Origin of the sequence: Candidatus Karelsulcia muelleri (assembly GCF_016888765.1) — a bacterium.
GTDB classification, from domain to species: domain Bacteria; phylum Bacteroidota; class Bacteroidia; order Flavobacteriales; family Blattabacteriaceae; genus Karelsulcia; species Karelsulcia muelleri_F.
In genome coordinates this window covers 122,348-142,701 of record NZ_CP069423.1, presented here as the reverse complement: position 1 = coordinate 142,701, position 20,354 = coordinate 122,348, and the positions used below count along the sequence as shown (strand labels likewise).

At 26.6% G+C, this 20,354-nt stretch carries 25 protein-coding genes, 1 tRNA gene, 1 other RNA gene and 1 pseudogene; 8 read left to right on the top strand and 20 right to left on the bottom strand.

Annotation, left to right across the window (positions count from 1 at the left end):
• Positions 1–70: 70 nt before the first annotated feature.
• From ilvD to ilvC, 4 genes are all read left to right on the top strand, one after another.
• Positions 71–1,780: a dihydroxy-acid dehydratase gene (ilvD, locus tag JSR03_RS00875; RefSeq protein ID WP_204097729.1), complete on the top strand. Its 1,710-nt coding sequence runs from the start codon at positions 71–73 to the stop codon at positions 1,778–1,780.
• Entirely contained in the window at positions 1,777–3,456 is a 1,680-nt protein-coding gene (gene ilvB, locus JSR03_RS00870; protein WP_204097728.1) for a biosynthetic-type acetolactate synthase large subunit, read from the top strand. The genes ilvD and ilvB overlap by 4 nt, the downstream gene beginning before the upstream one ends.
• Before the next feature lie 6 nt (positions 3,457–3,462).
• Positions 3,463–3,696, top strand: a complete 234-nt coding sequence (locus JSR03_RS00865; RefSeq protein ID WP_204097727.1) for a hypothetical protein — start codon at positions 3,463–3,465, stop codon at positions 3,694–3,696.
• 102 nt (positions 3,697–3,798) lie between these two features.
• Entirely contained in the window at positions 3,799–4,860 is a 1,062-nt protein-coding gene (ilvC, locus tag JSR03_RS00860) for a ketol-acid reductoisomerase (protein ID WP_204097726.1), read from the top strand.
• A gap of 271 nt (positions 4,861–5,131) precedes the next feature.
• Here ilvC and trxB read toward each other — a convergent pair whose 3' ends face one another.
• Both trxB and JSR03_RS00850 read right to left on the bottom strand, forming a co-directional pair.
• Positions 5,132–6,076 (bottom strand): thioredoxin-disulfide reductase, encoded by a 945-nt coding sequence (gene trxB, locus JSR03_RS00855; protein WP_204097725.1) that lies wholly within the window; start codon positions 6,074–6,076, stop codon positions 5,132–5,134.
• On the bottom strand, positions 6,040–6,891 hold the full coding sequence (locus tag JSR03_RS00850; protein ID WP_204097724.1) for a DNA polymerase III subunit delta: 852 nt from the start codon (positions 6,889–6,891) through the stop codon (positions 6,040–6,042). Before JSR03_RS00850 ends, trxB begins: the two co-directional genes overlap by 37 nt.
• A 31-nt stretch (positions 6,892–6,922) precedes the next feature.
• Here JSR03_RS00850 and JSR03_RS00845 point away from each other — a divergent pair, with 31 nt between their 5' ends.
• On the top strand, positions 6,923–7,348 hold the full coding sequence (locus JSR03_RS00845; RefSeq protein WP_204097723.1) for a type I restriction enzyme HsdR N-terminal domain-containing protein: 426 nt from the start codon (positions 6,923–6,925) through the stop codon (positions 7,346–7,348).
• Here the strand turns inward: JSR03_RS00845 and JSR03_RS00840 are convergent.
• Complete coding sequence (locus JSR03_RS00840) at positions 7,345–8,439, bottom strand: dihydrolipoamide acetyltransferase family protein (protein ID WP_204097722.1); 1,095 nt, start codon at positions 8,437–8,439, stop codon at positions 7,345–7,347. The genes JSR03_RS00845 and JSR03_RS00840 overlap by 4 nt on opposite strands.
• Before the next feature lie 9 nt (positions 8,440–8,448).
• Positions 8,449–9,444, bottom strand: coding sequence for a pyruvate dehydrogenase (acetyl-transferring) E1 component subunit alpha (pdhA, locus tag JSR03_RS00835; RefSeq protein WP_204097721.1), 996 nt, complete (start codon positions 9,442–9,444; stop codon positions 8,449–8,451).
• A 122-nt stretch (positions 9,445–9,566) separates the two neighbouring features.
• On the opposite strand from pdhA, the gene JSR03_RS00830 reads away from it, so the two are divergent.
• From JSR03_RS00830 to mutL, 3 genes and pseudogenes are all read left to right on the top strand, one after another.
• Positions 9,567–9,640 (top strand) — tRNA-Arg (locus JSR03_RS00830).
• Positions 9,641–9,653: 13 nt separating this feature from the next.
• Positions 9,654–11,120, top strand: coding sequence for a lysine--tRNA ligase (gene lysS / locus JSR03_RS00825; RefSeq protein ID WP_204097720.1), 1,467 nt, complete (start codon positions 9,654–9,656; stop codon positions 11,118–11,120).
• Between the two features lie 31 nt (positions 11,121–11,151).
• Positions 11,152–12,141: pseudogene (gene mutL, locus JSR03_RS00890) on the top strand (DNA mismatch repair endonuclease MutL); the annotation flags it as partial.
• Positions 12,142–12,758: 617 nt separating this feature from the next.
• On the opposite strand, the gene rnpB reads toward mutL, so the two are convergent.
• From rnpB to JSR03_RS00735, 16 genes are all read right to left on the bottom strand, one after another.
• Positions 12,759–13,060: RNase P RNA component class A (rnpB, locus tag JSR03_RS00810), an RNA gene on the bottom strand.
• Positions 13,049–13,951 carry a 16S rRNA (cytosine(1402)-N(4))-methyltransferase RsmH gene (gene rsmH / locus JSR03_RS00805; protein WP_204097719.1) on the bottom strand — a complete coding sequence of 301 codons (903 nt, stop codon included), beginning with the start codon at positions 13,949–13,951 and terminating at the stop codon, positions 13,049–13,051. The genes rnpB and rsmH overlap by 12 nt, the downstream gene beginning before the upstream one ends.
• Complete coding sequence (gene rplQ / locus JSR03_RS00800; RefSeq protein ID WP_204097718.1) at positions 13,951–14,301, bottom strand: 50S ribosomal protein L17; 351 nt, start codon at positions 14,299–14,301, stop codon at positions 13,951–13,953. Before rplQ ends, rsmH begins: the two co-directional genes overlap by 1 nt.
• On the bottom strand, positions 14,285–15,274 hold the full coding sequence (locus JSR03_RS00795; RefSeq protein WP_204097717.1) for a DNA-directed RNA polymerase subunit alpha: 990 nt from the start codon (positions 15,272–15,274) through the stop codon (positions 14,285–14,287). The genes rplQ and JSR03_RS00795 overlap by 17 nt, the downstream gene beginning before the upstream one ends.
• Before the next feature lie 10 nt (positions 15,275–15,284).
• On the bottom strand, positions 15,285–15,881 hold the full coding sequence (gene rpsD, locus JSR03_RS00790; RefSeq protein WP_204097796.1) for a 30S ribosomal protein S4: 597 nt from the start codon (positions 15,879–15,881) through the stop codon (positions 15,285–15,287).
• Positions 15,882–15,909: 28 nt separating this feature from the next.
• Positions 15,910–16,263 carry a 30S ribosomal protein S11 gene (rpsK, locus tag JSR03_RS00785; protein ID WP_204097716.1) on the bottom strand — a complete coding sequence of 118 codons (354 nt, stop codon included), beginning with the start codon at positions 16,261–16,263 and terminating at the stop codon, positions 15,910–15,912.
• Positions 16,263–16,646: a 30S ribosomal protein S13 gene (gene rpsM / locus JSR03_RS00780; protein ID WP_204097715.1), complete on the bottom strand. Its 384-nt coding sequence runs from the start codon at positions 16,644–16,646 to the stop codon at positions 16,263–16,265. Before rpsM ends, rpsK begins: the two co-directional genes overlap by 1 nt.
• Before the next feature lie 3 nt (positions 16,647–16,649).
• Positions 16,650–16,766 carry a 50S ribosomal protein L36 gene (rpmJ, locus tag JSR03_RS00775; RefSeq protein ID WP_204097714.1) on the bottom strand — a complete coding sequence of 39 codons (117 nt, stop codon included), beginning with the start codon at positions 16,764–16,766 and terminating at the stop codon, positions 16,650–16,652.
• 194 nt (positions 16,767–16,960) lie between these two features.
• A complete protein-coding gene (gene rplO, locus JSR03_RS00770; RefSeq protein ID WP_204097713.1) occupies positions 16,961–17,434 on the bottom strand; it encodes a 50S ribosomal protein L15 in 474 nt (157 codons plus the stop codon).
• Positions 17,435–17,448: 14 nt separating this feature from the next.
• Positions 17,449–17,937, bottom strand: a complete 489-nt coding sequence (rpsE, locus tag JSR03_RS00765) for a 30S ribosomal protein S5 (protein WP_204097712.1) — start codon at positions 17,935–17,937, stop codon at positions 17,449–17,451.
• 3 nt (positions 17,938–17,940) lie between these two features.
• Positions 17,941–18,228 carry a 50S ribosomal protein L18 gene (gene rplR, locus JSR03_RS00760; RefSeq protein WP_204097711.1) on the bottom strand — a complete coding sequence of 96 codons (288 nt, stop codon included), beginning with the start codon at positions 18,226–18,228 and terminating at the stop codon, positions 17,941–17,943.
• A 13-nt stretch (positions 18,229–18,241) separates the two neighbouring features.
• Positions 18,242–18,799 carry a 50S ribosomal protein L6 gene (gene rplF, locus JSR03_RS00755; RefSeq protein ID WP_204097710.1) on the bottom strand — a complete coding sequence of 186 codons (558 nt, stop codon included), beginning with the start codon at positions 18,797–18,799 and terminating at the stop codon, positions 18,242–18,244.
• 16 nt (positions 18,800–18,815) lie between these two features.
• Entirely contained in the window at positions 18,816–19,205 is a 390-nt protein-coding gene (rpsH, locus tag JSR03_RS00750) for a 30S ribosomal protein S8 (RefSeq protein ID WP_204097709.1), read from the bottom strand.
• A gap of 12 nt (positions 19,206–19,217) precedes the next feature.
• On the bottom strand, positions 19,218–19,487 hold the full coding sequence (gene rpsN, locus JSR03_RS00745; protein WP_204097708.1) for a 30S ribosomal protein S14: 270 nt from the start codon (positions 19,485–19,487) through the stop codon (positions 19,218–19,220).
• A 4-nt stretch (positions 19,488–19,491) separates the two neighbouring features.
• Positions 19,492–20,037, bottom strand: coding sequence for a 50S ribosomal protein L5 (gene rplE, locus JSR03_RS00740; protein ID WP_204097707.1), 546 nt, complete (start codon positions 20,035–20,037; stop codon positions 19,492–19,494).
• The gene (locus JSR03_RS00735; protein WP_204097706.1) at positions 20,021–20,350 is read right to left on the bottom strand and encodes a KOW motif-containing protein; all 330 of its coding nucleotides are present in this window, start codon (positions 20,348–20,350) and stop codon (positions 20,021–20,023) included. The genes rplE and JSR03_RS00735 overlap by 17 nt, the downstream gene beginning before the upstream one ends.
• Between the last annotated feature and the right edge of the window lie 4 nt (positions 20,351–20,354).

Sequence of the window (20,354 nt, the reverse complement as noted above, 5' to 3'; positions counted from 1 at the left end):
AAGTCCATGAAAAAAAAAGAAGAAAAGAATATAAAGAAATCCAAACTCCTAATGGAGTATATAAGATAATATGGAGTCTATCAGAAAATTAAAACAATATAATCCTGCATATAGTTCTACTTTAATCAAGAGTGAGGAATTACCAGCTTACAGAGCTATGTTATATGCCACCGGCATCCAAGAAACAGATTTATATAAACCACAAATAGGAATAGTAAGCAATTGGTATGAGGGGAACCCATGTAATATGCATCTTAATAGTTTATCTCAAGCAGCAAAACAATCAATAAATAAAAATAATATGATTGGATTTCAGTTTACTACTATCGGAATAAGTGATGGCATGACAATGGGTACAGAAGGTATGAAATATTCTTTGCCATCTAGAGAGATAATAGCAGATAGTATAGAAAGTGTAGTAAAAGCTCAACATTATGATGGGATAATTGGAATCCCAGGATGCGATAAGAATATACCAGGAGTATTGATGGGTATAATAAGAACAGAAAGGCCAGCAATAATAATTTATGGTGGGAGCATAGAATCAGGAAAATACCAAGGAAAAAAATTAAATATTGTCTCAGCCTTTGAGGCATTAGGCCAAAAAAATATAGGCCAAATCTCAAATTCAGAATACCAAAACATAATAAAACAGGCTTGTCCAGGTCCTGGAGCTTGTGGTGGCATGTATACAGCCAATACACTAGCAACAGGCTTAGAAGCCTTAGGAATGACATTACCTTTTTCTTCTTCTTGTTTAGCTAATAATATAAATAAAAAATATGAATGTAATAAAATAGGTTCTTATATTAAAGAATTATTAAAACAAAATATAACTCCTAAAAAAATAATTACTAAAAATTCCATCCAAAATGCCATTACAGTTGCCATTGCTTTAGGCGGTTCAACTAACTTAGTATTACATATATTAGCAATATGTCAAACCGCCAAACTCAAGTTTAATATTGAGAATATAAAAGAGCTGACTGAAAAGGTTCCAATGATAGGGAATCTAAAACCGAGTGGTAAGTATTTAATGGAAGATATAGAAAAAATTGGAGGGACTCCTATTATCATGAAATACTTGCTAAATGAAGGCTTACTAAATGGTGAGTGCTTAACAGTGACAGGAAAAAAACTAAAAGAAAATTTAGAAGGTATACCCAATATATCTTTTTCGAATCAAAAAGTAATTTCAACATTATACAAACCAATCCAAAATAAAGGACAGATTCGTATATTATACGGTAATATTGCACCTAAAGGAGCAGTAGCTAAAATTTCAGGAAAAGAAGGACATTGCTTTTCTGGGAGAGCTAAAGTATTTGATTCCGAAATAGAAGCCAATAATGCCATATTAAATAATAAGATTAAATCTGGAGATGTTATAGTAATCAGATATGTTGGACCCAAAGGGAGTCCCGGAATGCCTGAAATGTTAAAACCAACTTCATATATTATGGGAGCCGGATTAGGAAATAAAGTGGCTTTAATAACCGATGGCAGATTCTCAGGAGGGACTCATGGTTTTGTAGTTGGTCATATAACCCCAGAAGCCCAAATGGGTGGAGTAATCGCACTAATACAAGAAAAAGATATAATAAAGATAGATGCTATAAAAAATCGAATAACATTAAAAATATCCAAAAAAGATTTACTAAATAGAAAAAAAGAATATAAAAAAAACAGACCAAAGACTAAAACAGGCTATTTATCTAAATATTCCAAATTAGTATCCTCAGCTTCAGAAGGGTGTATTACAGAGAATAGAAACAAATGACAGGGGCTGAAATTATAGTTCAAACTTTAATTTATAATAAGGTAAAATTTCTTTTTGGTTATCCTGGTGGAGCTGTAATGCCAATATATGATTCCTTGTTCACTTACAAAAAACAAATAAAACACATATTAACTCGTCATGAACAAGGAGCAATTCATGCAGCACAAGGATATGCTAGAGTAATTGGAAAACCGGGGATTTGTTTAGCTACATCAGGTCCCGGATCTAGTAATCTAATTACTGGTTTAGCCGATGCTCTAATTGATAGTACTCCATTATTATGTCTAACTGGTCAAGTTGCTTCAAAGTTATTAGGAACAGATGCCTTTCAAGAAATAGATATAATAGACATCTCAATCCCAGTAACAAAATGGAATTTTCAAATAACTAAACCAGATCAAATCTTCGAAGTAATATCTAAAGGCTTAAACCTAGCCACAACTGGGAGACCAGGTCCAATATTAATAGATATAACCAAAAATGCCCAACTGCAACAACTAAACAAAGGAATAATATTCCCACCCAAAAACAACCAACAGATAAAAACAAAAAATAAACTTAATAAAAAAGACTTACAAAAGGTAATTAAAACAATTAAAACAGCACGTAAACCAATAATAATAATTGGACAAGGAGTAAAACTAGCAAATGCAGAAAATCAATTAAAACAATTTGCAGAAAATACGAACCTACCAGTAGCTAGTACTTTATTAGGTATGGGAATTTTAAAGACCAACCATAATTTGAATTATGGTATGTTGGGAATGCATGGGAATTACCAAAATAATATTTTAATTTTAAAATCTGATTTAATAATAGCAATAGGTTTACGTTTTGATGATAGAGTTATAGGAAATATAAACAAAATTTCCCCAAAAACTCTAATCATACATATAGATATAGATAATTACGAAATTAACAAAAGACTCAAAACTCATCTTTATTTACTAGGAAATTTAAAACATAATTTAAAGTTTTTAATTAAACATCTTAAAATCAAGCACACAGCTACCTGGGTTAAAAACTTTAAGTTATTAAAAAAAGTAGAAAAGAAATATATAAAAGAAAAAGATATTAGAAAAAATAAAATAGGTATTACTATGCCCGAAGTAATAAATTATATAAATTTATATAAACAAAATAATTGTATATTAGTAACTGATGTTGGTCAACATCAAATGGCTGCCTCAAGATATTTTAATTTTACTACTCTTAAAAGTCAAATTACATCAGGAGGTTTAGGTACTATGGGCTTCGCTTTACCAGCAGCAATAGGCGCCAAGATAGGAGCTAAAAGACGACAAGTAATCTGTATAGTAGGTGATGGGGGGTTTCAAATGACTATTCAAGAGCTTGGGACAATAATGCAGTATGAAATACCTATCAAAATTATAATTCTTAATAATAATTTTTTAGGAATGGTAAAACAATGGCAAGATTTATTCTTCAATAGAAGATTTTCTAATACTAAAATATATAATCCAAATTTTACTAACATTTCCAAAGCATATAACATAAAAAGTAAAAAAGTCTTTATTAAAGACAACTTAAAAAAAGATATAAAAAAGATGTTAAACTCTAAAGAGGCGGTTTTACTAGAAATTTTAGTCGAAAAAGAGTATAATACCCTACCAATGATACCTACTGATAAATCAGTATCAAAAATATGTTTTTAAGAAAAAATGAAAAAAAAAATAAGTTTATATATTTTTTCAGAAAATACTTCTGATTTTAATCAGAGAATAGTTATGAGCTTTAATAAAATTAATTTAGAAATAAAAAAAAATATATCTTTTAAAAAAGACGAGAAAGTTTTCTGTATACTAGAGATTGAATGTGTAGTAGAAAACATCTTAAAAATAATTATACGATTATTTAAAATTATCGGAATAAATGCTATTTATTATTGTATTTAATAATAATATATCCTATATATTTTTGTGATGCGGCTGATATTTGATTAGATGAGCTGATCTGAGCTTATATTAGTTTATGTTATGTTTCACTAAATATCAGCAATGAAATTTAAAATTGGAGAAATAGAAGAAGAAATTATAACTAAAACTGATTTTAGTTTAAGTAAAGCAAGAAAAATATTATCAAATGAAATAATATCAGTGATAGGATATGGTGTCCAAGGACCTGGCCAAGCCTTAAATTTAAGAGATAATGGGTTTAATGTAATAATCGGCCAAAGAAAAAATTCCAAATCGTGGGAAAAAGCTTTAAAAGACGGCTGGATAGCTAATGAAACTCTATTCGAAATAGAACAAGCAGCCGATAAAGGAAGTATCATTATGTTTTTATTATCTGATGCTGGTCAGATTGAGGTTTGGCCAAAAATTAAAAAATTTCTTAGCCCAGGAAAAGCTTTATATTTTTCTCATGGGTTTGGATTAACTTTCAATAAAAAAACGAAAATCTTTCCACCAAAGGAAATTGATATTTTGCTTGTTGCACCTAAAGGTTCAGGAACTTCTTTGAGAAGATTATTTAAAGAAGGAAAAGGACTAAATTCTAGTTATGCTATAGCTCAAAATTATACTGGGAAAGCTGAAGAAAGAGCTTTAGCAATTGGTATAGGTATAGGTTCTGCTTTTTTATTTAAAACAACTTTTAAAAAAGAAGTGTTTTCAGATTTAACAGGAGAAAGAGGAACTCTAATGGGGGCTATTCAAGGGTTATTTTCAGCTCAATACCAAGTTTTAAGAGAGAATGGTCACTCACCTTCTGAAGCATTTAATGAAACAGTAGAAGAGCTGACTCAAAGTCTTATGCCCTTAATAGCAGAAAAAGGCATGGATTGGATGTATGAAAATTGTTCGACTACTGCTCAAAGAGGGGCTTTAGATTGGTGGAAAAAATTTCGAGACACTAATATTTCTTTATTTAGAGAACTTTATAAAGAAGTGTCTTCTGGAAAAGAAGCCGAACGAACTATATCATTAAATAGTAAAAGGAATTATAGAGAGCTTTTAAATAAAGAATTAAAGGAATTAAAAAATAGTGAATTATGGCAAGTTGGAGAATTAATACGAAAATTAAGACCAGAATATGAAACTAAAACAAAAAAAGCTTAGAATGAAAGAAAAAAAGGTTATTTACAATTGTTTCTTGATATTTTATATTATTCTCAGAATTATTTCTATATATTTTATATTCTTATATAAATAATAATTAAAAAATAATATTTTAATAATTAGGATATAATTCCTCGAACCTTCTAGTTCAACCCCTGAAATAAAGAAATCTGTTTTAAGAAATACTTCTTAATTAAAACTGCTACTTTAATTAGCTATTTGGAAAATACTTCAGACTGGAAATAAGTCCAAAGACGGCTGATCAAAGTATCTAATCTGCTTTTTCTTGAAGGTATTTTTCTACCTCTATTGCAGACATACAACCTGATCCAGCCGAGGTGATAGCCTGTCGATATCTTGAGTCTTGTACATCTCCTGCTGCAAATATTCCAGGAATATTAGTAATTGTATATTTTGTAATTATATATCCAGATTTATCTAATTTTAGAGTTGGTTTACAAATAAGACTATTTGGAATTTGCCCAATAGCTAAAAACATAGCTGCCACCTTAAATAAGGAATTATTATTATGTTTTCTGTTTTTACAAACAATAGCTTTTAGTTTTTTTACTCCAATTAGTTTTATAACTTTATGAGCATAAAATATTTCAACATTTTTAATGTTTAAAACTTTTTTTTGCATTATTTTTGAAGCTTTCATTTTTTTATCTCTTATTATTAGATATACTTTTTTACAAAGATTAGATAAATAAATAGATTCTTCTGCTGCTTTGTCACCGCCACCAATTACTGCTACTTTTTTCCCTTTAAAAAAAAAGCCATCACAATTGGCACAGGTAGAAATACCCTTTCCTATTAATTGATTTTCATTCTCAATATTTAAATATCTAGGAGAAGCTCCAGTTGCTATAATTAGCGCTTTGGTTTTTATTTTTAAATAATTATCTAAGATAACTTCATGCAAATTTTTTATTATATTAAAATTAATTTTTACTACACTATTATCTTTTACTTTAGTGCCGAATCTTTCGCTTTGTGCTTTAAAAGCTTCCATTAATTTGTAACCAGATACTCCATTAGGAAAACCAGGATAATTTTCTACTTTATTAGTTGATATCAATTGTCCACCTGGTTTAAAGCCCGTAAAAAGAATGTGTTTTCTTTCTGCACGAGCTAAATAAATTGCTGCTGTATATCCTGCCGGACCACTGCCTATAATTATACAATCAAAGCTTTCTCTTTCTCTATTTGACATATTTTATAAATTAGTTCTTTCATTATTTCTTCCTTTTTTAAAAAATAGCTTTTATTTTTTTTATCGGCTTCTTTTAGTAGAAAAACTAAATTAGCTATTTTCTTAAATTTTTCTTCATTATTATTATAATTCATAAATTTGTCTAAGTATAGTTTATATATTTTATTTAATATTAAAGTTAGGGGGTGTCTTTCAAGCAGATTTAAAATCATTTTCCATTCAGTATTCTTCTTATTAGCAGTAGCAGTATTAAATCTTATTTGGAATTTGTTTAACTCATTTTCGAGCATAAATAAGTTACAATCAACAGATTGTATCAGTTTTTTTACTGTTATTTCATTTATCTTTAATCCTATTTTTTTTATTTTTCTTTTTACTAAATAAAAAATTTCCCCAAAAGTTAATTTTTTATTATTTAGAATTTCTATGTTGTTATTTGTTTTTTGTTTAAGACAATTATAAAATTCTAAATTACGTGAGGGAATTACGAAATTAATACAAAAAATTAAAATATTTCTTTTCGAGGTCTGTTTTAGTAATTTTTCTAAGTTATCTAAGCTTAGATATTGCGAATTTTTAATAATAATTAACTTATATTCTTTAATAAGAGTAAGAGTGTAAAGTTGTTCTAAAATATTGGTTATTCTATATCTTTCTATTTTTTCTTTTATTTCTATAATAGCTTTAGAATATTTTTTTCTCCTGTGCTTTAAAAGCTTCTCTATCTCTTCTATATATTCTTTTATAAGATATTCTTCTTCACCTATAAAAATAGAAATTGGTTTAATTTCTTTAATTTTAAGATTTGTAATCATAATAAAACAAGAAATTACAAATTACAATATATTGAATAAATTTAAGCTAAAAAATAAGCTAAAAACATTTAATGGGAAAAGGTACGTTTTTTGCTTAATTAGAAAAAAATATTATCTTTTAACTAAAGAAGAATTAGTGAGACAAAAGATAATTTATTATCTAATAAAAAATAGAGGCTATAAGGTTCAGGAAATATATGTCGAATTCAATTCAACTTTTTATAATATTAAAAATCGGCTAGATATTCTAGTTATTAAAAAAAACAGACCATTTCTGATAGTTGAATGTAAATCTCCTGAAGTAAAGATTTCATCTAAATCTTTTGATCAAATAATGAAATATTATTTGAGATTCAAAAGCCAATATCTCGTTCTTACAAATGGAATTAAAACAATTATTTTCGAATTTAAAAATGATGGCATAGAGTTCTTAAAACAGATTCCTAAAAACTTCTAAATTAACATAGTTATTGGTTCTAACAAGTATTCTTTTAAAGTAAGTAAAAAGGTACTACCTACTGCACCATCTATAATTCTATGATCACAAGCTAAAGTAAATTTTATAGTATTTCCTATTTTTATTTTGTTTTTATCAATTATAGGTTTTCTTTGAATACTTCCTACTGATAAAATACTCGAATTAGGTTGATTTATTATAGAAGTAAAACAATCTATCCCAAACATCCCTAAATTAGAAATTGTAAAAGTACTTCCTTCGAGGTCTGTTTTAGTAATTTTTCTATTTCTATATCTTTCTATTTTTTCTTTTATTTCTTTTGAAATTTTTATGAAAGATTTTTTTTCAACGTTATTTATTACCGGTACAATTAGTCCTTCTGGTAAGGAAACGGCAATACCTATATTAATATCTTGGTGATATATAATCCTTTCTTTCTTCAATGAAGAATTTATGGTTTTATTTTTTTTAAGTGATAAAGCAGTAGCTTTCACTATTAAATCATTAAAAGAAATTTTACTAGTATATTTTTTATTAATATACTTTTTAAATTTTATTAAATTCTCTGCAGTAACTTCGAGAAATAAATAATAATGTGGAGAAATCTTTTTTGATTTTAATAAGCGTTCAGTAATGATTTTCCTTATATTAGAAATATTTTTAATATTATATTTTTTATTTTGTTTTGTTTTGAGAAGTTTTATTAGGTCTTTTTTAACAATTCTGTTTTTTGGTCCACTTCCTTTTAAAGTTTTTAATTGGATACCTTCTTCTAAAGCTATTTTTTTTGCTAATGGGGATACTAAAATTTTTTTCTTCTTCTTCTTCTTTATTAAATAATCTATATTTTCATTTCTTTCACCCATAATAGCCAATATATCATTTACTTTTGCTTTTTCTCCTTCTTTAACTCCGATATAAAGTAAAGTAGCATTATATTCGGATTCAAATTCTTGAATCGCTTTATCTGTTTCTATTTCTGCTAACAGGTCTCCATTTAATACTTTTTCTCCTACTTTTTTATACCATTTGACTATTGTACCTGCTTTCATAGTATCACTTAAACGTGGCATGTAAATTATCTCTGCCATTTTTTTAAGTTACTTTTCTTTTAAAAAAGGATATTTTTTTTGAGAATAAACCACATTATACATAGTTTTTTGGGGTGGATAATCAGAATTTTCTGCAAATACAACACATTCATCTATTTTTTTTATTAATTCTAAATCCAACGCTTTTAATAACTTTTTATTCAGAAGTTTTCTTTCTAATATTTTGTTTTTAATTTTTAAAATTGGATCCTTTTTTTTCTGTGCTATTACTTCATCTCTTGTTCTATAACTTTCAGGATCAGACATTGAATGTCCCCTATACCTATAAGTTAATATTTCTAAAAAAGTAGGTCCTTTTCCATTTTTCGCTCTCTTAATAGCTTTGTCTACTGCTTTAGCAATTTTAAATGGGCTACTGCCGTCTACTGATTGAGATGGCATATTGTATGCTAATCCAAGTTGGAAAATATTTTTAATACAAGAACTTTTTTGAAATGAAGTTCCCATTGCATATTTATTGTTTTCGCAGATATAAACTACTGGTAATTTTAAAAGCATGGACATATTGAAGGTTTCATGTAAAGCACCTTGCCAAATCGCACCATCTCCCATAAATGTCACCGTTACTGCTTCTCTATTAAAGTATTTATCAGCAAAGGCAATTCCTGCTCCTAATGGGATTTGTCCACCTACAATTCCATAGCCACCATAAAATCGAGATTTTTTACTAAATATATGCATAGATCCACCTAAACCACAAGAAGTTCCAGTTTTTTTTCCAAATAATTCTGCCATTACCTTTTTTGGGTCTATTCCCATTGCTAAAGCAAGAATATGACATCTATACCCTGTAATCAGATTATCTTTTTTTAGATCCATTACATAAGTAATACCGGCAGGTATAGCTTCTTGACCACTATATAAATGGAGAAAACCACTTATTTTTTGTTTTAAATATAATGATCTGCATTTTTCTTCAAATTTTCTCCAAAACGACATATCTTTATACCATTTCAAATATATCTCATTAGTAATTGGTTTCATTGGGTTCTTTCTTTCTTAATATCTAAATCTAATTCTAGCCTTCTAATTAACTACTAAGTAGTATTTTAACTTTTTCTTTTTTATGAAAGTCTATATTAGAAACATTTTACCTTGCTATACTTGGCCTTGTAGCTTAATTGGATAAAGCATCTGACTACGGATCAGAAGAGTAAGGGTTCAACTCCCTTCAAGGTCTTAATATTATTTGAATGAGAAATTCTGAACAAAATTTGATTAGAATAAAAAAGCTTAAAAAATTAAACCAAATAAATATTAATCCTTATCCTTCTGAAGAATATCCAATCACTTCAAATTCAAAACAAATAATTAATAATTACAACAAAAATAAAAAGGTTCTTGTTGCTGGTAGAATTATTAGAATTAGAATAATGGGAAAAGCTTCTTTTATTGAAATAAAAGATAAAGAAGGTTTGATACAAATTTATATATCCATAAATAATTTTTATACTGAAAAAAATATATACAATTTTTTTTTCAAAAAACTTTTAGATATCGGAGATATAATATGGGTGAAAGGTTATTTATTCAAAACTAAAAAACACAAAATTTCTGTATATGCAAAAAAACTCAATTTATTATCTAAATGTCTACATACTTTACCAAACGTAAAAACAGATAAATCGGGAAATACTTTTGATTCTTTTTCTAATAATGAAAAACGACATAGAATGAAATATGTTGATTTGATCGTTAATGACGAAATTAAAACTGTATTTTTAACACGTATTAAAATTATAAGTTTTATAAGAAATTATTTAAATAAAAGAAATTATTTAGAAGTTGAAACTCCTATTTTACAAGCTATTCCGGGTGGTGCTATAGCAAGACCATTTATTACATATCATAACACCTTAAAAAGTACATTCTATTTAAGAATTTCAAATGAATTATATTTAAAAAAATTACTAGTTGGAGGTTTAGAAAAAGTTTATGAGTTTTCTAGAAATTTTAGAAATGAGGGAATAGATAAAACTCATAATCCAGAATTTACAATTCTAGAATTATACGTAGCATATAAAGATTATTATTGGATGATGAAATTTACTGAAAAGTTTTTCAAAAAACTTTGTTTAAAATTTTCCAAAGTAGGGAAACCATCTCTTATTTTACAATTTCAACAAATTACTTTTTTTGAAGCTCTTAAAATTTATACTGGATTTGACCTAAGGAATCTTATTGAAACTGAAATTAGAAAAATATGTAATGAAATAAATGTGAAGATTGATAATAAGATGAAAAAAGGACAACTTCTCGATCAAATCTTCAGTCAAAAATGTGAAAAAAAAATTATTCAACCAACTTTTATAATTGATTTTCCCATTGAGATGAGTCCATTAGCTAAAAAACATCGCTTTAAAAATGGTTTATCTGAAAGATATGAATTAATAATTCATGGGGTTGAAATAGCGAATTCTTATTCAGAATTAAATGATCCAATTGATCAATTAAAGAGATTTAAAAGACAAATTAAATTATATAATAAAGTTGAATCTGAAAATATGTTAATAGATAAAGACTTTATTCTGTCATTAGAATATGGTATGCCTCCTTGTACTGGAATAGGCTTTGGGATTGATCGTTTAATCATGTTATTTACTAAACAAATAAATATTCAGGAGGTCTTATTTTTTCCACAAATGCGTTTAAAATCTTAGTTTGGTTTATAGAGTTAGTTAGTTAGTTCTTATGAAAAATACCATTAAAATTATCCCCACACAAGATTCAAATAAAATTTCAGCAGGATATGTAATTAAAAGACCGGCTTCAGTAGTAAAAGAATTATTAGAAAACTCAATTGATGCACATGCAAAAAATATTAAATTAATCTTATTGAATGGTGGGAAAGATTTAATTAATGTTATAGATGATGGTGATGGCATGAATCATTTAGAAGCGAAAAATAGTATTAGGAGATTTTATACTTCAAAACTATCTTCTCTTAAAGATATAAAATCACTAAATACTAAAGGCTTTCGAGGGGAAGCTTTATACTATATTTCTTTAGTTAGCCAGGTAGAAATATACACTAAAAAACACAACTCCGAATTTGGAGCCTTCTTAACATTAGAAAATCAAAAGCTTAAATATCCCCCTGTATTATTAAATAATTTATTAAATGGTACTAGTATATATGTGAAAAACTTATTTTACAATTTCACCAATAGAAAAAACTTTTTAAAATCTGCCCATATAGAATTAAGATATATCATCTCAGAATTTAATAAGATAGTTCTTTCACACCCTGATATTAATTTTGTTATGATGCATAATAATAAGATAATTACCAGTTTTAAAACCTCATATCTAAAATATAGAATTCTTCAAATTTTTGGCGAAGCTTATAAAAATGTCTTAATCCAAGTTTTTAAAAAAGACAAATTATTTCTTATAAAAGGATATATCACTTCTACCAGTTTTTTTAATACTCAATTTAAGAATTATTATTTGTTTGTTAATAATAGATACGTAGTAAACAAAAGAATTCACCAGTCTATTATTAGAGCATATAACGGTCTAATAAGCAAAACTAATAAACCAAATTATTTTTTATTTCTTACTATTCCAACAAAACAAATTGAAATTAATATTTGTCAATCCAAAAAAAAAATACTCATTAAATCAGAGTCAGAAATTTGTAAAAATATAAATCTAATAATTAAAGAATATTTAGGCATACAGAATATTTTTAAGTTTTACTCTAAAGATAAAGAAGAAAAAAAACGGGAACAAAATAATAATTGTCAAGAAGTTCTTAAGAAGATAGTTCTGGATAACCAATTTCCTTATAAGATCTATAAAAAATATATATTCTGTCTTTTAGATTTTGGTCTTTTAATTCTTCATAAAGATAGAGTCTATAAAATAATTTTAGAGTATAATTTTAAAAAAGAACTTAACCAAAGCTATAAATTATACCCACCGATAAATATTAAATTGAATAAATTCTTGACTTCAACCACTAAAAAACACATTCTAGAAATTTTAAATAATTTTGGGTTTAAAATAAACTGTTTTGAAAATTCTATTTCAATTACTTCTTCTCCTAAGTTTTTAAAAAAAATATATGTATATAGGTTATTATATGATATTTATCTTTACCAAAATGATAAAATAATTGAAAAATTAATCTCTAAAAATATATACAAGTTTTACAAATTAGAAACGAAACCAAAGCTGGCTTCGTTAGAAATAAGTAACCTAATAAAAAAAATCTTAAAAGTTTCTAATTTAGTAAATTTAAAATCAAAAATATTGTTCTTCTTAGATCTAAATAATCTAGAGAAAAATTTGTTAAAAACAGTATGTTTCTAAGCCGGATTCAGGATAATTTATCATTTATCTAGGATAAAAGTTACCTTTTATCTCGATCTGCCTACCCCCCAAAATAGTTCCGGGATGAACTATACTACTATACTGCTGGTATATTTGGCATTTCACAACACAGAGTTTACATGATTTCACTACAGCTCAACTGTACATACTTTCTGTTGCACTAGTCCTCATCTCACGATGTACGGGTGTTACCCGTTGTGTTATCCCTTATGTGTCCAGACTTTCCTCATTGTTTAAAACATGCGATAAATCAACATACTGTTTTTTGTGTAATTCTTAATATAGCACTTCTAGCTCTCTTATTTTTAGAGATTTCTTCTTTAGTTGGAAAAATTCTTTTAGTATATTTTTTATTAAATGGAGATAAATTATTCCCTTTCTTATCATATCTAATAATTCCCTGTATATTTCCACTTTGAAAGAAGTTTTTAACTAACCTATCTTCTAATGAATTATATGAAATAATAGCTAATTTACCTCCCGGTTTTAAAATATTTATTGATTGTTTCAGTAATTGCTTTAATGCATTGATTTCATCATTTACCTCTATTCTTAAAGCTTGGAATAATCTAGAGAAAAATTTCCTGTTATTATTTCTTTTGAATAGATTTACTAAATCCAAAGTAGTGTTAAGAAATTTACTGTTTAAAACAATTTTTCTAGATATTCTTTGCGGATTTTTAAACTCCCCATATTTAGAAAAAATCTTATTTAATTTTTCAAAAGAATAATTTTTTATTATATTTAAAGCCGACTTTTGTTTCGATAAATCCATTCTCATATCCAAAATTTGATTAAATCTTATTGAAAACCCTCGCTGAGGGTTATCTATCTGATAAGAGGAAACTCCTAAATCAGCTATTATTCCTGATACATTCTTTAGAATGTTGTTTTTATAAGCTTTTAATATTTTTTGTATATTTCTAAAGTTATCGTTAAAAAATCTGATTCTTTTATCACAAATTTTATTTTTAATAATTGCAAATTGATCTTGATCAAAAGCAAATAATTTCCCTTGATTACTTATTTGCTTTAATATCCCAAAAGAATGTCCACCGCTACCAAAAGTAGTATCTAGATAGATCCCATTAATATCATTAATAATGTTTTCTAGAACTTCCGTTAAGAAAACTGGTATATGAAAATATTTCATTAAACTAGCTCCATTATTGCCATTTCTGAAAAATCTCCTAACCTCTTGCCAAGTTTAATAATTCTTGTATATCCTCCCTTACGTTTTAAATTATGTTTTGATATCTTTTTGAAAAGTTCCAAAACAGCAGTTTTATTATTTAATTTTTTAAATACTATTCGCATAGAATGAGTATCTTGTTTTTTACCTCTAGTTATTATTGGTTCAATGAATTTTTTTAAAGCTTTTGCTTTAGCAAAAGTTGTTTTAATTCTTTTATATTTTATTAGGGAAATAGCCAGATTAGTTAAAAGGGCTTTTCTATGAGACTTATTTCGCCCTAAATTATTATTTTTATTTTGGTGTCTCATTTCTTTTGGTCAGTTTTCTTCTTTTAATAAGATTTCTTAGCTTTACTATTTTTCTCATTTTTTCACGAAAATTTTTTATTCTTTTTTTTTTATTAGAAATTTTCATTTTATATTTTGATAAATCAAGACCTCCTCCATAATTATAATCAGAATCAGAAGGTTTCATTTTGACTAAGTCAGCCCAAGTTTTAATTTTAGCAAATTTTAAACACTTTAAAAGTTTTTGCATATAGAAATATTTTATTCTTGCTTTATAAGCAGTATATTTTATTGGGAGCTTTAATTCTGTTTTTTTCCCATTAAAAAATAAAGTAAAATGTTGTACTAGTATACTAGAAGCTGTTTTTAAAGCCTTGTTTGGAGTAATTGAACCATCAGTACGAATATCTATAATCAAACTATCGGATGAATAGAAATTATTAACTTCACAAGTTTCTACTTTGAATCTTACGTTTATTATGGGACTAAAAATAGTATCAATTGGTATTTTCCCTATTTTAGTCTGTGGTTTTTCTACTGGAACATATCCAACTCCTTTTTTAATGCCGAGAGTAATCTTTAAATTAGCATCTAACTCTTTATTCAAAATTAATAAATTTGGATTCAATACTTCCAAACAAGTAATAGATCCACATAAATCTCCAGCAGTAATTTTAGACTGTTTTTTTGTTAAAAATATTGTAAAATGTTCTGGTATTTTGTTATACATTTTACTTTTTAATTTAAACCGTATTTGTTTTAAATTTAATATTATTTCAGTTAGATTTTCTATTACTCCATCTATATAAGAGAATTCATGTTTGACACCATTAATCATTATATAATATATGGCATAACCTTCTAAATCTGAAATTAAAACTCTTCTTAAAGAATTCCCTAGAGTAATTCCAAAGCCAGGACTTAATGGTTTTATTAAAAATTTACCTCTATTTTTAGAATGTTTTAATATTTTTATCTGGGCTGGTGAAATCATAATACTCTTATTATTTAGAATACAATTCTACCACTAAACGTTCCTTAATCTTTTCGGGAATTTGTGCTCTCCTAGGCATAGCTTGAAAAATTCCTTTCCTGTTTTTTAACAGCAACCAATTGGAAATTGTTTTTAGTAATTTAGAATTTTCAGAGAGTTTTAAATTGTCTTTAACCGAAATTATATCCCCAGGTTTTAATGTAAAAGATGGAATATTAACAATTTTTCCATTTACTAATATATGCCGATGAGTAACTAACTGTCTGGCTCCAGCTCGTGTCGGCGCAAAATTTAATCTATAGACGACATTATCTAACCTGGATTCACAGAGTTGTAAAAGTATTTCTCCAGTTATACCCTTTTTTTTTGAAGCTTTTTCAAATATTTTTCTAAATTGTTTTTCTAGAATTCCATAAAGATATTTTATCTTTTGTTTTTCTAATAATTGAATAGAATAATTTGATTGATTAAAATTTCTGGTTTTTTTTTTGGGCCCGTGTTGACCAGGTGGATATTTTTTTTTTTCAAAACTTTTTTTTTTAATTCCATAAATAAGACAACCAAATTTTCTAGAGATTTTATTTTTAGGACCAATATATCTAGCCATTTTGTTTCTATATTTTATATATAATATACTATATTCTTCTTTTTTTTGGGGGTCTACAACCATTATGGGGAATAGGAGTAATATCTTTTATTCTAAGTACATTTAGATTACTTAAAGTTCTAAGTGCTGCTTCACGACCAGCTCCTGGACCTTTAACAATAATCTTAATTTTTTTAATCCCCAGTTTTTTACCTTTTTCTACTATATCTTGAGCTGTTTTACTAGCAGCATAAGGTGTATTTTTTTTGGCTCCTTTAAAACCTTTTTGTCCTGCTGAAGACCAGGCCAGCACGTCTCCTTTTAAGTTAGACAAAGTTATAATAATATTGTTAAATGTAGACTTGATGTGTATCTGGCAACAAGATATCTCTTTATTTTTCATTATGACTTTTTAATAAGTTTTTTTTTATTAGCTATTGTTTTTCTTTTACCTTTTCTGGTCCGACAATTATTTTTAGTCTTCTGTCCTCTAACAGGAAGACCAATTTTATGTCTGATCCCTCTATAACATTTTATATCAAGTAATCTCTTAATATCTAATTTAATCTCAGTTTTCAACTCCCCTTCAATTTTTATATTCTTATTTATAAAGTTTCTAATTTTATTTAATTCTAAATCTGACCAATTATTTACTTTTGTATTTGGATTAATTTTTATAATTTCAAATATTTTTTTAGAAATATTTTTTCCAATACCAAAAATATAAGTTAGAGCTATAATTCCTCTTTTCTTTTCTGGTATATTTATTCCAGATATCAGAGCCATATCTTATCTTTGTTTTTGTTTATATTTCGGGTTAACTTTATTTATAATTCTTAATTTTCCTTTTCTTTTAACAATTTGGCAATTTTGGCTTCTTCTTTTTAAAGAGGTAACTTTTTTCATCCCTTTACCTTTAACTTTATATTGTTTAGTATCTATATATTATTCTTGCTTTAGTTAAATCATAATATTAAATAGGCAATTTTACTTTATCGCCTTGGAAAATTTGAATATAATTCATTCTCATTTTACCTTTTATATATCCAGTTACTATCCTGTTGGATTTTAATTGGACTTTGTTTTACTATCCCCTTGTCTTAAGATATTTTTCTTTCGTCATTTGTTATTATAGGATTTCCTCCAAGGGTTTTAATCTTTAAAGAGGCGGTTTTACTAAACTTATGAGCAAAAATTTTTATTTTATGAGTTAATTCACCTCTTCCTAAGATTTTAAAAAACTCGGTTTTTTTTAATAAACCAATTTTTCTCAATACATTATTATTTATTAAATTTCTTTTTACTTTTCCAATATTTATTAGATCTTCTATCGTTTCTAAATTAAAGATTTTATATTTTTTTTTATTTAGATTTTTAAATCCAAATTTGGGAATACGTTTATGGAACGGCATTTGTCCACCTTCAAATCCTAATTTAACAGAATTTCCAGAACGGGATTTAGCACCTTTATTACCTCTAGTAGAGGTTTTTCCTTTTCCAGAACCTTTTCCTCTGCCTAATCGTTTGCCTTTCTTATTTGAGCCTTTAATAGGAGTTAAATGATTCAGAATCATGGGAACTTACTTACTTAAAACATCTTTTTAATAGATATCCCTCTTTCCTTTGATATAGTATCTGCATTTCTAATTTTTGTTAAAGCTAATATTACTGCCCTAATACAGTTATTAGAATTAGACGAACCATTCAATTTAGAGAAAATATTTTTTACACCTACTAATTCTAAAACTATTCTAACCACACCACCTGCAATTATTCCAGTTCCTTTTGAAGCTGGATAAAGAAATATATAAGTACTGCCATGCTTAGCTTTTTGTTCATGAGGAATAGTTCCTCCTTTTAATGAAATTTTAAACAATCTTTTTTCTGCTTTCTCTCCAGCCTTTCTAACAGCGTTTTGTGTTTCTTTAGCTTTTCCAACCCCAAAGCCTACTAACCCCTTTTTGTTTCCTTTAACTACTAAAGCTGTAAAACTGAAATATCTTCTTCCTTTTGTAACTTTACATACTCTTTTTAAAGTTACTAATTTCTCTTTTAATTTTTTTCCTTGTACTTTCATAGTTTAAAATTTTAAACCAGTTTTTCTTAAGCCCTCGGCCAAAGCTTGCACTCTCCCATGATACAAATATCCATTTCTATCAAAAACTAACTTATAAATACCTATTTTTTTGGCTTTTTCTCCTAAAATCATCCCTATTTTACTTGCAATTTTAGTTTTAGTAATTTTTAAATTAGAGTTGTTTTTCGAAGAATATGATAGTAAAGTCTGATGATTAACATCATCTATTATTTGAACATAAATATGCTTATTACTTCTAAAGACTGAAATTCTAGGTCTGGTTTTTTTCATATAAGGAATTCATTTATTTGACAGTCGTCTTGCCTGCTTTTTTTATAATATATTCATTAATATAACGAATTCCTTTTCCTTTATAAGGATCCGGTTTTCTTAAAGATCTTATTTGAGCCGCAAATATCCCCAATAATTGTTTATCATATGACATTAAAATAATCCGAGTCTTTTGGTTAGTTTCATTTTTTATTTCTACTTTTAAAGCTTTGGGGAAATTCATTACTATATTATGAGAGTAGCCTAAGTTAAATTCTAAGACTTTGTTTTCATTATCTAAAGCCACTTTATAACCTACTCCTTTCAATTCTAATTCGGTTTTAAAACCATCTAATACCCCAATAATCATATTATTAATTAGCATTCTGTATAATCCATGTAGAGATTTATTATATTTATTATTCTCTATTCTTTTTATTGTTATTTTATTTTCTTCCCTTTCTATTTTTAGGTCCCCTCTTATTTTAAGAGAAAGTTTTCCAAGAGGACCAGTTACAGACATTACATTATTTTTCATATTAATTATAATATTCTTGGGTATAATAATATTTCTTTTTCCAATTCTAGACATGAAGCTTTTATATTATTTAATATACATAACAAATTATTTCACCACCTAGTTTTTTTTTTCGAGCTAATTTATCAGTAATTATTCCTTTTGAAGTTGAGATAATAGCTATTCCTAACCCATTAAGAACTCTCGGTAAATTTTTACTACTTGAATATTTTCTTAAACTTGGTTTACTTATTCTTTTAATATATTTAATTACCGAGTTTTTGTTAGGATAAATATATTTTAAATATACCTTTATTATTTTATTTGTTTTTAATTTATAATTTACTATAAAACCTTGTTCCAGTAAAATTTTAAGAATATTTTTTTTAAGTTTCGAATATTGGATATAAATAATATCTTTCTTAGCTAGACACCCATTTCTAATTCTTGTTAAACAATCAGCAATTGGATCTGTAATCATTCTTTTCTTTTTTTACCAACTAGCTTTTCTTACTCCTGGAATTAAGCCTTGAGAGGCTAATCGTCTAAATTCTAATCGTGAGACCCCAAATTTGCGAATATAACCTTTAGTTCTCCCAGTGAGCTGACAAATATTATGTAAACGAACTGGAGAAGCATTTTTAGGCAATTTTTGTAAATTGATATTATCTCCTATTTTCTTATAATAAGCTCTTTTTTTAGCATATTTCTCAACTAAAATTCTACGTTTTTTTTGTCTAGCTTTTATAGCTTCTTTAGACATAATTTTACTTTTTAAAAGGCAGACCAAATAAATATAATAAATATTTAGCTTCTTTATCTGTTTTAGCAGTAGTCACAAAAGTAATATTCAGGCCTAGATTTTGTTTTAAAGCTTGTTTTATTTCTGGAAATATAATTTGTTCCCGAATGCCTAAATTATAATTTCCTTTTCCATCAAAACTATTTTGATTTACTCCATGGAAATCCCGAACTCTAGGTAAGGCAATATTTATTAATCTATCTAAAAATTCATACATTCTATTTCGGCGTAGTGTGACTTTTATACTGATAGGTGTTCCTTTTCTTAGTTTAAAGCCTGATTCATCACGTTTTGATTGGCAAAAAATTGCTTTCTGTCCAGATATTAAAGACATATTTTCAATTGCATTATTTAATGTCTTGTTATCAGATATAGATCTGTTAATACCTTGATTTATTACTATTTTAGTTAATTTGGGAATTTGCATTATACATTCATATAGAAATTTTTGGTTTAATTTTAATTTAATCTCTTCATTGTATTTTGTTTTAAATCTAGGGGAATAATTCATTCTTTCTAAGTTTAAGATTTTCTAAATCTCTAAGCTTTAATAAATTCTTTAAGTCTTCTATCGAAAAGAAATATTTTAATTTTTTATTTATTTTTCTCATTTTACTTAAAAATTTTTGTACTTTGTCAAAAGTCTTCTGATAAGAGGGTCTATATATTAAAAGTAAATTCGATAAATCAATTTCAATTAATTTCTGGTTTAAAAGTTTTACTAAAGCTCTGGTTTTATTTTTTATAATATTTAGAAGTTTCCCTTGCTTGCCTTTATAATTACCACTCTTAATTAAGATATTATCTTGAGTTTTAAGTTTCATTTTT